This is a genomic window from Tateyamaria sp. (assembly GCF_039945315.1).
Lineage (GTDB): Bacteria > Pseudomonadota > Alphaproteobacteria > Rhodobacterales > Rhodobacteraceae > Tateyamaria.
In genome coordinates this window covers 34,202-47,610 of record NZ_JBDUXB010000054.1, presented here as the reverse complement: position 1 = coordinate 47,610, position 13,409 = coordinate 34,202, and the positions used below count along the sequence as shown (strand labels likewise).

Here is a 13,409-nt window from a genome sequence, read left to right as displayed (position 1 = left end):
TGGTCAGAAGAAGATCATATGCGTGGTTTGGACGCTGCAGTTTCTGGATCGCCCGTGTTCGGCACGCCTTTGGGTTCGATCAGCAGCACTTTGCACTCTGTTTCGGCGCGGGGCCGGTGCGTCACGCCTTTGGGCACTATGAACAACTCACCCGCTTTGACGGTGTGTGATGCGTCCTCGACATCCATGACCATTTCGCCGTCCAGAACCAGAAAAAAGTCATCGGTATCTTCGTGCAAATGGAACGGGAATTCGCCTTGGAATTTGACAACCATCACGTCGTTGTCGTTGTAATCGGCCACGACATGTGGGTCCCAATGCGTATCGAATCGGGCCAGTTTGGCAGAGAGGTTGACGGACCTCATATGCACCGCCCTCCATCCACTTCCATCGCGACTCCTGTAATCATAGAGGCCCCGTCAGAGCATAGGAAAGTGGCTGCAGCACCCATATCGTCGGGTGTGGAAAAGCGTCCCAACGGGATGGTGGAAAGGAACTTGGCCCGGATTTCCGGGGTGTCTTCGCCCATGAAGGATTTGAGCAGAGGTGTTTCACCCGCCACTGGGTTCAGTGCATTGACACGGACGCCATGTGGTGCAAGTTCGACGGCCATCGCCTTGGTGGCGGTGATCATCCAACCCTTGGAGGCATTGTACCAGTTGAGATTGGGCCGAGGAGAAACGCCCGCAGTAGAGGCGATGTTTAGAATTGCACCCGCCTTACGTGCCTTGAAGTGGGGCACAAAGCTGCGCGCGCTGAGGTAGACGGATTTGGCGTTGACGGCGAACACGCGGTCGAACTCGTCTTCGCTGACGTCTTCCATGGCTTGGGGCAGATGGGTGATCCCTGCATTGTTTACGAGAATGTCGAGATGGCCGAAGGCGTCCAGAGTGTGGTCCGCCATGGCCTGAACCGACGTACTGCTAGAAACATCCACCTGAACGCTGTGCACGCCCAGCTCCTTGGCTGCATCCTTGGCACCATCCCCGTTAATGTCAGCGACCATAACCCTGGCCCCTGCGGCCACGAACGCCTTCGCGATCCCTGCTCCGAACCCGCTCGCAGCCCCCGTGACAAGGGCAGTTTTTCCGCTCAGTTGCATTGCGTTCTCCTTTGGCCTTAGTGCGTCATGCTTTCCCAGATGGGCATGCTTTTCAAGGCGCGCTTTAGGCCGTGGCGCGGCCACCCGATTGGTCAAAGCAGAAGCCGGTGGAAAAGCTTGCCTCGTCACTGGCCAGCCAGCAGGCCATGGCAGCGATTTCCTCGACCGTGCCGAAGCGGCCCATGGGAATTTTGGATTGCATGAAGTCAATGTGTTCTTGTGTCATCTGATCGAAAATCGCCGTGTGCACGGCGGCAGGTGCGATCGCGTTGCAGGTAACACCTGTGGTGGCCAGCTCCTTGCCCAGCGACTTGGTAAGGCCGATCACTCCGGCCTTGGATGCTGAATAAGCGGGTGCGTTTGGGTTGCCCTCTTTGCCTGCGATTGAGGCGATGTTGACAATGCGCCCCCAGCCTTTGGCCTTCATCAATGGGGCGGCAGCGCGGCAGCAGTAAAACACTGCGTTCAAATTCAGATTGTGTACCGCCAACCAATCGTCCACTGCATAATCCCATGTGGTTGTGTTGGGCCCTGTGATCCCGGCCGAACACACTAGGATATCTGGATCTGCGTCTTTCATTGCGCGCGCGACAGCATCCGCGTCGGTTACGTCGATTTGACGGGTGGCGTGGTCCGTGATCCCGGCCAGAGCGTCGCCGTCGATGTCCCAGACTTCGACAGAACCGCCTTCGGCCTTTATGCGCGAAGCGATCCCTTCGCCAAGACCTGCGGCCCCTCCCGTGACGACAGCATGGCGGCCCTTAAAACGGTTTTCAAAGATCATGAGTAGTCCTCTTCAAAGCGGTAGGCGGTGGACATGGCGCAATTGCCCGTCTCCGCCGGTGGTTGATTTTTCGTCTGCAAAATTCAGGCGTTGCCAAAATTTGCGCGCCTTCGGATTGCTGTCCAAAACGGCGATCCGCAGGCAAGTGGCCGCGTCACTGCGCGCCTGATCGATGACGTGCTGTGCCATGCGTTTTCCAAGACCTGCGTTGCGGGCCGACTTGGCAACCAGCAACAGACCGAGATACCATTCGTTCGGGGCATAAAATCCCTTGAGGCATGTCGCCACCGCGTCGAGCGATTTGTCTGCCGCGCAATGTCCCCAGCACCAGACTTGATCGGGTGAAACGTTTGGGGGTGCGTCGGTCATGTTTTCCCGAACGTAGTTGCTGTCAGGATCTTTACCGGTTTCAAGACGAACATAATCGTTCGCGCGTTGGCACAGATCCAACACTCGGGCACTGTCCTCTGGATATGCCAATGCTGTGATCTCAGCCATGGTGTGCTGCCACAGTTTTGAGGGTCGAAAAACCGTAGAGCGCTTCGAATCCTTTTTCCCGGCCATGCCCCGATTTGCCGACTCCGCCAAAGGGAAGTTCGACCCCACCGCCTGCACCGTAATTGTTGATGAACACTTGCCCGGCGCGCAGCCTCTTGGCCAACCTCATCTGGCGCGCGCCATTGGCCGTCCAGATGCTGGCCACAAGGCCGTAGTCAGTGCCGTTGGCGATGTCGATTGCCTCTTCTTCCGTGTCAAAGGGGATGAGTACCTGGACGGGGCCAAAGATTTCGTCGCGTGCCAGAGAGTGATCGGCGGGGACATCATCAAACAGAGTCGGCAGGACATAGGCGCCGGTGTCTGGTGCGATTTGCAGTTTCCCTTGGGCAGCGACGTTCAGGTCGGCCCCTTTGGCCAGAAAACCTTCAACGATCTGCTTTTGTCGGGCCGAAATCAGGGGGCCGACGCGCAAATCGTCCATCGCAGGGCCAACTGTCAGGGAGCGGTAGGCCTCTGTCATACCCTCTCGAACATCTTTGTAAACGCTCCGCTGGACGAGGATGCGTGAGGATGCGGAACATGTTTGCCCCGCGTTTTGGATGCCGGCATTCACAAGAAATGGCAGGGCTGCGTCCAGATCGGCATCCTCGAATACGACCTGCGGGGACTTGCCTCCCAATTCGAGCGTGACTGGGACAACATTGACCCCGGCGGCCTGCTGCACCAGCGCGCCAGTGCGAACCGATCCGGTGAAACTGATGTGTTGTACGCCCGGATGCGCGGCGAGGGCGGCCCCGGCCTCTGGCCCGCGTCCCGGCACCACGTTCAGGGCGCCGTCCGGCAAACCTGCGTCCCGCGCGATATGAGCAAAGGCCAGTGCGGTCAGGCAAGCCTCTTCCGCTGGTTTCAGCACGCAAGCATTGCCCATGGCCAGTGCGGCCCCGACAGAACGCCCGATGATCTGCATGGGGTAGTTCCAGGGAACAATGTGGCCCGTAACGCCATGAGGCTCACGCAAAGTGTAGACCGTATAGCCATCAAGGTACGGGATCGTTTCACCCATGACCTTGTCCGCCGCACCACCGTAAAACTCCATGTAACGCGCAAGCGCTAGAGCGTCAGCACGGGCCTGACTCAGCGGTTTTCCGACATCATGTGCTTCTATCTCTGCCAGCTCATCGACACGCTCCAGAACCGCTCGGCCGATATCTGTCAGGATACGGCCCCGTTCGGTCGCACTCATCCGCCCCCATTCACCGTCCCGCGCGGACTGAGCGGCATACACCGCGTCGTCAATGTCGCCCGATTGACCCGCCGCGATGTCGGCCAGCGGAGATCCGTCCGAAGGGTTGACCAGCGTCAGAGTGTTTTGCGCGGCCCGCCACGTATCTCCGATCAGCATGAGGGAAGGGTCGAACCAGATGGCGTTTGTCATGTGTTGTCTCGGATCGTGAAGGTGTAACTGTGTGACTGATAAGGGGTCAGAGCGGGGCCACGCGCAAGCCCCTCAATTCCTGACAAGCTGGGCAGAAGACCATCCCAAAAGCGCGCCGTGCCAGGTAAAGCGGAGGCCACCCCAAGGGCCCACGGCCCAGGAAACCTCTCTAAACATACGGTGGCCGCTTTGGTTCCGACGCCAGCATCGCGCCAATTGGGCAAGACACAGAGTTCGGCCAGTTCATGGTGTTCTTCGACCCGATCGATCAGGGAAAAACCTGCGCGCTCGTTTTCGACAGTAATCAAGAGAACGTAACAGTCCGGGTCTTCAAACCAGTGATCAATCTCTTGCGTTGGGAGGGGCGGAACGCTTGGGACCAACTCATGGAAATAAGCCGTTGTGACCTCGTGCAGCCATGCCGCGTCGCTGCGCTGCAACGTGTTCACTGATACGTCTGGCCTCATGATCCGGTTCTTGGCAGCTTTGGCGCCGCCTCGATCAGCGTTTGGGTATAGGGGTGTTTGGGCGCATCAAAGACATCGCTTGTGTCGCCCTGTTCCACGATTTTACCGTGCTGCATGACCATTACCTGATCCGTGATCCCGCGCACGACACTCAGATCGTGTGAAATAAACAAGTAGGTCAGGTCGTACTGCCCGCACAGATCGGCGATGAGGTCGAGGATCTGGGCGCGCACTGACACATCGAGCGCGCTCACGGCCTCGTCAAACACGATCAGTTCGGGGCGGATGATCAGCGCGCGCGCGATTGCGAGGCGCTGGCGTTGTCCTCCGGAAAACTGATGTGGATACTTGTGGGCATCATCGGGTGACAAGCCAACGGCGCTCAGGGCCTCTGCAATCCGCGCGGCACGATCTGCCGGGGGTGTTTCCAGCAAATGGAACGGCTCGGTGATCAGGCGGGACACGCGGTGGCGGGGATTGAAACTGCCATAGGGGTCCTGAAACACCACTTGCATCTTGCGCCGCACGGCAAGGTTGGGCGCGCCACTTGCAAATACTGGTTGGCCGTCCAACAGTATTTCGCCAGCCTGTACCGGCTCCAGTCCTAGTATGGCGCGGGTGAGGGTGGACTTGCCACACCCCGACTCTCCAACCAGCCCGACCCGTCCCCCGCGTGGGATGTCAAAGCTGACGTTGTCCACCGCGCGGTGGGTTCCCGGAGGTGCAAACAGTCGTGTGCGGGGCAGAGTGTAGTCGCGCACCACGCCGCGCACCTGAAGCAGAGGTTGATGTGCCGTCTGATCTGGCAGAGTGGCCTGATGTGCTGAGGCGGCAAAGAGCGCCTTGGTATAGGGGTGTTTTGGCGCCTTCAGTAATGCAGGGGTATCCCCGGCCTCGACCACGGCACCATTTTGCATCACGACGATGCGGTGGGCCAAGTTTGCCACCACGGCCAGATCGTGGGTGATCATCAGCAGGCCCATCCCGTCCTCCTGGGCCAATTGCACCAACAGGTCTAGGATTTGCGCTTGGGTTGTAACATCCAGAGCTGTCGTTGGCTCGTCCGCGATCAGCAGCTTTGGTCCGCAGGCGATTGCGATGGCAATGACAACGCGCTGGCGTTGTCCGCCCGAAAGTTCATGGGGATAGCGGCGGGGTGATATGCCCGCCAGTCCAACCCGCTCCAATACCTCTGCCGTGCGAGTCTCGGCGTCCAGATCGGGGCGATGCAACTGAACTGTTTCGCCCACTTGGGCGCCGATGGTTTGCACGGGGTTCAGGGCCGTCATCGGCTCTTGAAACACCATGCCGATGTTGTTGCCGCGCAGCGCGCACATACGCGCCTCGGTTGATTGCGTGACATCCTCACTGTCAAAGCCGACAGCACCGGTCGTCTCGCTGCCATCGGGGAGCAGTTGCATGATTGCCAGAGCCGTCATCGATTTGCCCGACCCGCTTTCGCCGGTAACGGCCACGACTTCTCCCGGCGCTACTGTCAATGAAACATCGTGTAGGATCGGTGTGCCGTGGATCGACAGCGACAGGTTTTTGACCTCAAGCAGGCTCATGCTCGGGCCACCCGCAATCGGGGATCCAGAGCGTCACGCAGGCCATCGCCCAACAGGTTCAGACCCAAAACAGTGACTATGATGGCAAAGCCGGGCACCAAAGCCATGTGCGGAGCGATACTGACCAAAGTTTGTGCATCTGCCAGCATCCTCCCCCAGCTTGGGGTAGGAGGTTGCGCGCCAAGACCAACATAGGACAGTGCCGCTTCGGCCAGAATTCCGAGAGAGAATTGGATTGTTGCCTGAACAATCAGCAGGTTGGCGATGTTGGGCAAGATATGCTCAAGGCTGATCCGCGCCGGTCCTTTTCCGGCCACACGCGCCGCCATGATGAATTCGCGCGCCCAAAGGGGCAGGGCCCCACCGCGCGTCACGCGGGCAAAGACAGGAATGTTAAAGATACCGATCGCGATAATCGCATTAATCGCCCCCGCGCCAAAGATGGCGGTGATCAGGATGGCAATGACTAGGCTGGGAAAGGCAAAAATCAGATCATTGCCGCGCATGATCACCTCATCCACCCAACCACCTTGCCGAGCTGCCGCCCAAAGGCCCAACGGCACACCAAGCCCGATCCCGATGCCCACTGCGACGACAGCAACAGCGATTGAAGTGCGTGCACCGACCATGATCATCGAAAACATGTCCCGCCCGAAATGGTCTGTGCCGAACCAGTGCACCGCATTTGGGGTCTGTAACTTGGCCGGAATATCCATCGCGGTGTGATCAAACGGCGTCCAGACAAAGGACACCAGCGCGGCCAGCACCAACAGTGCCGATACCGCCCCGCCAAGGAACAAAGTCCGGCTCATGTGCGCGCCCTCAGCCGTGGGTCAACGGCCGCATAGGCCAGATCAACGGCGAAATTGACGACGATCACCGCAAACACCAGCAGCATTGTCACGCTTTCAACCACGATCAGATCACGCGCCGAGATGCTTTGGAAAATCAGTCGGCCCAAACCGGGAAGGTAAAACACCTGTTCGATGATGATCCCTCCGGCGAGAAGGAAAGAAAATTGGAGTCCAAGGATTGTCAGGACTGGGATCATCGCATTGCGCAGCCCATGTCGGCGCAGGGCCTGACCACGGCTCAATCCCTTTGAACGCGCCGTACGCATGAAGTCCTCTCCCAACACATCCAAAAGGGCCGAGCGCATCACCCGCGCCAATATCGCTGCTTGAGGCAAGGCCAGCGCAATGGCGGGCAGTGTCAGGGATTTAAGTGCTGCGAAGAAACCTTCATCCCAGCCTGCAAAACCGCCAGCGCTGAACCAACGCAGATTGATCGCAAACACCAACACCAGCATCATCGCAAACCAGAAATTCGGGATCGCAACCCCGATTTGAGTCGCGCCCATGACTCCGATGTCCCCGGCCTTGCCACGACGTGAGGCGGCGTAGATGCCAGCCGGAAAGGCGATCAGCGTGGACAGGATCAGCGCATAAAGTGCGAGCGGCAGCGACACCCAGAGCCGGTCACCGATCATCTTGGAAACAGGAGTTCGATACTGATACGAGGTGCCAAAGTCGCCCTGCACCATTCCGCCGACCCAGGCGAGGTAGCGCTGTACTTTCGTCTGATCGAGCCCAAGTTCTGCGCGTAGCGCTGCGAGCGTATCTTCTTGGGCGTTGATCCCGAGCATGAATGAGGCTGGATCACCTGGTGCCACCTCAATCACGGTGAAGATCACCAACGACGCAATCGCGAGGCTGATCAGCAAAGAGAGCAGACGTTTCAGGGCATAGCGCAGCATCAAGGCTGACGTTAGGCGCGGCCTTCAGTGTGCGCAAGCACGTCGGTAAGCGCTCCAGTGTCCTGGGCCAGAGCGGCCAAAGCCAACCCGCGGATCGTGTCGATGTAACAATCCTGATCCCAACCGCAGGTCTGGGTCAGGTTTTCCCAGGTCCGCACGGACAGCAGGGTCCACAGCAGATCAGTGGCTTGTTCGGGATCAGTCCGCTCAGGCAAACTGCCGTCATCGACAAGGGCCTGTACGGCGGCAGCACATCCTTCGCGCATGTCAGCCATACGTGTGTTCCATGCTGCGGCAGCTTCGGCATCCGTGTCCACCACCGCCAGGATTGCACGGGCAACCCCGTAGATGTGTGGAATGTAGTTGCCCCATGCAGTGACGAAAGCATCCAGCCGTTCTGTACCAGAGCGCGCCGTGCGGCTTGGGGCGAGGGCTGCGTTCACATCATTGCTTTGATCCTGATACCGCGTCGCTGCCACCAGAACTTCGGTACGGCTTGGGAAATGCAGATATACCGCTTGCCGACTGACGCCAGACGCCCGCGCGATGTCAGACATCGTAGGCAGCTTGGCATCGGGTTGTTCCAGCAGCTTTAGCGTCGCTTGCAAAATTCTGGTCGGGGTATCTGAAGAAGTGCTTGACATGCTGTAAAGTAGCACTTAGTTGACACGCTGTCAATTGACACTGCGTAAAGCAAATCGCAACAAAGGAATTCTCACATGAGCAAACGAATCTTCATCTGGGTTGCGCACCCGAAATCAAACTCTTTGAACACCGCTCTCGCTGCACGCTATGCCAAAGGGGCGGAAGCAAATGGCGCAGAAGTCCGAGTTATGGCGCTTGCTGATATGGACGTTGACCAGGACTTTGATGGGTACGACAAACGCAGAGACCTGACACCTGATCTGGCTGAATGGCAGGAGAACATTCGCTGGGCCGATCACGTAATGATCGTGCATCCCTACTGGTGGGGCGCGATGCCCAGCAAAGCCAAAGCTGTATTGGATGCTGGTCTGCTTTCTGGCTTTGCCTATAAATACAAAGCGAAGGGCGTCGCCTGGGACAAGCTTCTGACGGGCCGCACGGGCGATGCGATCATCACCTCAGACACACCCAGTTGGATCGATACACTGATTTACCGCAGCCCGGGCCGCCGTGTAATGCGCAATCAGGTAATGAAATTCACCGGGATCAAGCCGCGAAAAGTCGTCCAGATGGGTTCGGTCAAATTGGCTGACGCCACGAAGATTGACCGCTGGCTGGCACAAGCGGAAACCATGGGTGCGACAGCGGCATAACCTGTAGTCTCTAGCCTAAAACCATCTATGTAAGGGGCCATGGACAGGCCCCTTTTCATCGGTTCCGAGATTTATCGTGGCTCTAGCTATGGCGGTTGGCATCCGCTTCGGGTCCCGCGCGTTTCGACAGTGATGGACCTCAGCCGTGATATGGATTGGCTGCCACCCGATGTTTTCGTGCCAAGCCCACGGGTCAAACCCACAGCTCTGACGATTTGGCACACGCCCGAATATGTCGCTGCCCTGCACGCAGCCGAAGAGGCACAAGCCGTCAGCGATGCAGTGCGGGCGCGCCATGCGCTTGGGACGCCAAACAACCCGGTTTTCCCCGAAATGTACCGTCGCCCGGCGACTGCTGCGGGGGGGGCATTGCTGGCCGGTGAGTTACTCGCCAAGGGCGGGGTTGTTTATCATCCGGCGGGTGGAACACATCACGGTATGCCGGATCGGGCGGGGGGGTTTTGCTATCTCAACGACCCGGTACTCGCCATCCTGTCTTTGCGCCGGAATGGGGCTAAGCGCGTCGTTTATATCGACATCGACGCACACCACCCGGATGGTGTGGAGCATGCCTTCGGCACAGATCCAGATGTGCTCATGATTTCGGTGCACGAGGACGGACTTTGGCCAAGGACCGGCGCCTTGGGTGCAAAAGACGCTCTGATCAACATACCGGTACCGCGCGGTCTCAATGATGATGAGATGGCGTTGATCCGGGACGAAGTGATCCTGCCACGCACCACCGCTTTCCGCCCGGATGCAATCGTGTTGCAGTGCGGCGCTGACGGAGTCGAGGAAGACCCTCAGGCCCATTTGTCGCTGTCCAACCAGGCCCATTGGGCCATCGTAGACAGTCTAATGGGCCTAGCGCCGCGACTGTTGGTTTTGGGCGGAGGCGGGTACAACCCTTGGTCTGTGGGGCGTTTGTGGACAGGCGTTTGGGCAACGCTGAATGGCTTTGAGGTGCCCAGCCGTGTCACACCAAAGGCCGAGGAAACCCTTCGCGCGCTCCGTTTTGACGGCAACCGGAGAGGGAAAAACCCACCAGAACACTGGTTCACAACCTTAGCTGATGAACCACGCCATGGTCCGATCCGAGACGGCTTGCGATCAATGGTCACCACCCTTTGATCCTGCTCCATTACCTTGCAAAACGAAGTGTGAGGGGGCGGCGCCTCTACGCCGGTTCCATCCCGTAATCCGCATCACTCACATGCTCCAGCCAAGTGGCGGCTGACCCATCCTGCATTTCCTGCATCGCGACATGGGTCATTGTCGTGTCCGGCCCGGCGCCGTGCCAATGTTCCGCATCCGCCGGAATCCACACAGTGTCTCCGGCCCGGATGACGCGCGGTGGTTCACCGCGCAGACACACGAGCCCGGCACCCTGTGTGACATGCAATGTTTGACCAAAGGGATGCGTGTGCCATGCGGTGCGTGCGCCGGGTTCAAAATGTACGCAGAGCGCATGCAAGCGGGCAGGAGCCTCGGTTGAGATGATCGGATCTTGCCAGACCGTGCCTGTAAAGTAGTCGGAATTAGCACGCATCGACGGGCGCGTTCCTGCAGCAAAAATCTGCATCAAGTTCTCCTGAAATTGCGAAGAAACGTAAGGCGCACCAGTCGGTGCGCCTCGCGCTTCTTACTCAGCCCAGCTTACGCCTGTTAGGTCTGTGGCTTGCGTCGGGGCATTGGTCCACAAACCTTGAACATCTGCTTTTGCGACGGACAGTTGCGCCAGTTGAAACAGGTAACCATTCACCGCATCGCCCGCGATGATCTGCTGGGCTTCGGCCATCAGACTATTGCGTGCCTCTGGGTCCGTGGTCGCGTTCAGGGTGCTCATTAGCTCCTGAAACGCAGGATTGTCATATTGAAAGTAGTAGTCAGGATTGGCGTAGATACCAATGTCCATGGGCTCGGTATGGCTGACGATGGTCAGTCCAAAGTTCTTGCCCCGAAACACAGTTTCAAGCCACTGCGCCCATTCCACATTGATGATCTCAGCGGTGATGCCAACCTCGGCCAGTTGAGCGGCGATAATCTCGCCCCCACGCCGGGCATAAGATGGAGGTGGCAAATGCAGCGTCGTTTCAAACCCATCGGGCATACCCGCCTCGGCCAAAAGTGCACGAGCCTTGTCCGGATCAAAAGCGGACTCACCGATGAGATCCACATACGCGGGATTGTGAGGCGCGAAATGCGTTCCAATCGGTGTGCCGTAGCCAAACATGGCACCGTCAATGATCGCCTGACGGTCAATGGCGTGCGCCACCGCCTGACGCACGCGCACATCATCAAAAGGAGCTTGTTTGTTGTTGGTCGACAGGATCGTTTCGCCTTCTGTCGAGCCGATCAAAACCTGAAAACGGGGGTCGGCGTCAAATTGGGGTAGGTTTTCAGGGGCAGGAAAGCCTGTGAACACGTCTACATCTTCGGCCATCATCGCAGCAAAGGCCGCCGTGGGGTCAGAGATAAATTTGAACGTCGCTTCGGTCAGCGCGGGCTGTTCGCCCCAATAGTCGCCGTACTGGCTGATCTCGATGCTGTCACCTTGCGTCCAGCTGTCGAACTTGAATGGACCGGTGCCGATGGGTTGTTGTTTGATGTTTTCAATCGACTCCGGGGCGACAATGACGGCATCCCCCCAAGCAAGGTTGAACAGCATGTTGCCGTTTGGCTCGGATAGAGTGACGCGCACTGTCGAGGGGTCGACAACCTCAACACCGCTGATTGCGGCATAAAGGGCCTTTTGGGCATTCGCGCTCTCTTCGTCGAGGATACGATCAAGGGTGAACTTCACATCTTCTGCGTCCATTGTGGTGCCATCGTGAAACGTCACGCCCTCGCGCAGCGAAAAGGTGTAGGTCAGCCCATCGTCCGAGATTTCCCAGCTTTCGGCCAGTCCCGGCACAACCGATCCGTCGCCCACGAAACGGGTCAGTCCCTCAAACACATTGGAGTAAAGGACCGAATCAATCGCCCCGGCCGCCGCAGATGTCGGATCAAGATGCGGAGGCTCGAGTTGCATGGCAACGGTGATGTCGGTTTTGGCGTTGGCCATGCCAGCCAATAGCACAGCACTTGCCGCAGCGATGAACAGGGGGCGAATATGAGTCATAGGTGTCTCCCTCAGATGACAGTTGGCAAAAGGCTAGCCAAATCCGCGCAACTTTGCCAGCGCACAACCCTTGGCACGCCCGTAACGCTGCGATAGGCGGGCAGCTTTCAGCGCAAGGGGCAGGGCCGATGGCAGTTTTAGGGGTGGATTTCGGCACGTCGAATTCGGCGGTCGGGATATGTGTTGATGGGGCCGCGCAGTTAATCCCAATTGAGAGCGGTGCAACCACTCTGCCGACGGCGGTATTTTTGGATTTCGAAGCGCGGCGCGCAATCTACGGAAGCCCGGCAAATGCAGCTTTGATCGCAGGGGACGAGGGGCGCTATGTGCGGGCGCTCAAATCCTTGCTTGGGACATCGCTGATGCGCGAGCGGCGCACTTTTCTCAATGAATCAGTTGACTTCATCACCATCGTCGGCCGCTTTTTAGCCGAACTGAAGTCTCGTGCGGAGCGGGCGACCGGCCTCGAATTCGATACTGCGCTATCAGGGCGCCCCGTCCTGTTTCATTCGGCCGATCCAAAACGAAATGCACAGGCGCTGGTGGATTTAACCGACTGCTATCATGCAGCCGGGTTCAAGGGTGTGACCTTCATGCCCGAACCAGAGGCCGCCGCTCTGGCCAACCGGTCCGTTCTGCACCCGGGCGACCTTGGCCTGGTCGTGGACATTGGTGGGGGTACATCGGATTTTACCCTGTTCCGCCAAGGTACTGACAGCGGCATTGATATTCTGGCCAGCCACGGTGTGCGGCTGGGGGGCACCGATTTTGACCGCGCGCTCAACTTGGCTTTTGTGATGCCGGAACTGGGCATGGGATCAGCCATTCGCCACGCATTCGGGGATCAGACTCATGTCGCCCCAAACGCAATCTTCCACGAACTTGCCACATGGCAGAAGATTCCGTTCCTTTACACTCATGAGACTCGCCGCGCAGCACGCGAGTTGGCCCAATATGCCGTCGATCCCACACATCTGAACCGGCTTGTGCAGGTACTTGAGCAGGAGGTTGGCCACGACATCGCCTTTGCCGTCGAGACTGCAAAAATCGCCGCCAATATGCAGACATCAGCCCTACCGGATATTGACCTCAGCATGATTGAAAAGGGCCTGTGCGCGCCTCTCTATCCTGTGGCGATGACTGCAACCCTTGCACAGATGGCAGAGCGCGTTGGCGAGGCCGCATCGGACACCATGACCCAAGCAGGCGTGGATCCTGATGCCGTGGATCGCCTGATCTTTGTTGGCGGATCAAGCCTTATGCAGGTGATTGAGGCTGCCTTGACGCGTCGGTTCGCGCGCGCTCAGGTGCATCGGGGTGCCGCACTAACAGCGATTGTCGAAGGGTTGGCTTTGGCCACTGGCCAATCAAACAGATAGG

Annotated in this window: 15 protein-coding genes; 3 read left to right on the top strand and 12 right to left on the bottom strand. The window is 58.4% G+C overall.

Translation table 11 applies throughout. From position 1 onward, the window contains the following. Window positions 1–14: 14 nt before the first annotated feature. The 10 genes from ABJD00_RS17835 to ABJD00_RS17790 all read right to left on the bottom strand — a co-directional run bounded on the left by ABJD00_RS17835 (window position 15) and on the right by ABJD00_RS17790 (window position 8,254). Window positions 15–365: a cupin domain-containing protein gene (locus tag ABJD00_RS17835; protein WP_413836677.1), complete on the bottom strand. Its 351-nt coding sequence runs from the start codon at window positions 363–365 to the stop codon at window positions 15–17. Beyond that, the gene (locus ABJD00_RS17830; RefSeq protein WP_413836675.1) at window positions 362–1,102 is read right to left on the bottom strand and encodes an SDR family oxidoreductase; all 741 of its coding nucleotides are present in this window, start codon (window positions 1,100–1,102) and stop codon (window positions 362–364) included. Before ABJD00_RS17830 ends, ABJD00_RS17835 begins: the two co-directional genes overlap by 4 nt. A 64-nt stretch (window positions 1,103–1,166) precedes the next feature. Next, window positions 1,167–1,886 carry an SDR family NAD(P)-dependent oxidoreductase gene (locus ABJD00_RS17825; RefSeq protein ID WP_413836673.1) on the bottom strand — a complete coding sequence of 240 codons (720 nt, stop codon included), beginning with the start codon at window positions 1,884–1,886 and terminating at the stop codon, window positions 1,167–1,169. A gap of 12 nt (window positions 1,887–1,898) precedes the next feature. Then, window positions 1,899–2,384: a GNAT family N-acetyltransferase gene (locus tag ABJD00_RS17820; protein WP_413836670.1), complete on the bottom strand. Its 486-nt coding sequence runs from the start codon at window positions 2,382–2,384 to the stop codon at window positions 1,899–1,901. After that, on the bottom strand, window positions 2,377–3,819 hold the full coding sequence (locus ABJD00_RS17815; protein WP_413836667.1) for an aldehyde dehydrogenase family protein: 1,443 nt from the start codon (window positions 3,817–3,819) through the stop codon (window positions 2,377–2,379). Before ABJD00_RS17815 ends, ABJD00_RS17820 begins: the two co-directional genes overlap by 8 nt. Further along, complete coding sequence (locus ABJD00_RS17810) at window positions 3,816–4,286, bottom strand: GNAT family N-acetyltransferase (protein ID WP_413836664.1); 471 nt, start codon at window positions 4,284–4,286, stop codon at window positions 3,816–3,818. Before ABJD00_RS17810 ends, ABJD00_RS17815 begins: the two co-directional genes overlap by 4 nt. After that, window positions 4,283–5,854: an ABC transporter ATP-binding protein gene (locus ABJD00_RS17805; RefSeq protein WP_413836660.1), complete on the bottom strand. Its 1,572-nt coding sequence runs from the start codon at window positions 5,852–5,854 to the stop codon at window positions 4,283–4,285. The genes ABJD00_RS17810 and ABJD00_RS17805 overlap by 4 nt, the downstream gene beginning before the upstream one ends. After that, a complete protein-coding gene (locus tag ABJD00_RS17800) occupies window positions 5,851–6,666 on the bottom strand; it encodes an ABC transporter permease (RefSeq protein WP_413836658.1) in 816 nt (271 codons plus the stop codon). The genes ABJD00_RS17805 and ABJD00_RS17800 overlap by 4 nt, the downstream gene beginning before the upstream one ends. Continuing rightward, a complete protein-coding gene (locus tag ABJD00_RS17795; protein ID WP_413836656.1) occupies window positions 6,663–7,610 on the bottom strand; it encodes an ABC transporter permease in 948 nt (315 codons plus the stop codon). Before ABJD00_RS17795 ends, ABJD00_RS17800 begins: the two co-directional genes overlap by 4 nt. 11 nt (window positions 7,611–7,621) lie before the next feature. Then, window positions 7,622–8,254 (bottom strand): TetR/AcrR family transcriptional regulator, encoded by a 633-nt coding sequence (locus tag ABJD00_RS17790; RefSeq protein WP_413836654.1) that lies wholly within the window; start codon window positions 8,252–8,254, stop codon window positions 7,622–7,624. Between the two features lie 75 nt (window positions 8,255–8,329). Here ABJD00_RS17790 and ABJD00_RS17785 point away from each other — a divergent pair, with 75 nt between their 5' ends. Further along, entirely contained in the window at window positions 8,330–8,908 is a 579-nt protein-coding gene (locus ABJD00_RS17785) for an NAD(P)H-dependent oxidoreductase (RefSeq protein ID WP_413836651.1), read from the top strand. A 39-nt stretch (window positions 8,909–8,947) separates the two neighbouring features. Continuing rightward, complete coding sequence (locus ABJD00_RS17780) at window positions 8,948–10,039, top strand: acetoin utilization protein AcuC (RefSeq protein ID WP_413836648.1); 1,092 nt, start codon at window positions 8,948–8,950, stop codon at window positions 10,037–10,039. 46 nt (window positions 10,040–10,085) lie between these two features. On the opposite strand, the gene ABJD00_RS17775 is transcribed toward ABJD00_RS17780, so the two are convergent. Both ABJD00_RS17775 and ABJD00_RS17770 read right to left on the bottom strand, forming a co-directional pair. Beyond that, complete coding sequence (locus tag ABJD00_RS17775; RefSeq protein WP_413836645.1) at window positions 10,086–10,490, bottom strand: cupin domain-containing protein; 405 nt, start codon at window positions 10,488–10,490, stop codon at window positions 10,086–10,088. 60 nt (window positions 10,491–10,550) lie between these two features. Beyond that, window positions 10,551–12,029 (bottom strand): ABC transporter substrate-binding protein, encoded by a 1,479-nt coding sequence (locus ABJD00_RS17770; protein WP_413836642.1) that lies wholly within the window; start codon window positions 12,027–12,029, stop codon window positions 10,551–10,553. A 128-nt stretch (window positions 12,030–12,157) separates the two neighbouring features. Here ABJD00_RS17770 and ABJD00_RS17765 point away from each other — a divergent pair, with 128 nt between their 5' ends. After that, window positions 12,158–13,408, top strand: a complete 1,251-nt coding sequence (locus tag ABJD00_RS17765; RefSeq protein WP_413836639.1) for an Hsp70 family protein — start codon at window positions 12,158–12,160, stop codon at window positions 13,406–13,408. Window position 13,409: the final 1 nt, after the last annotated feature.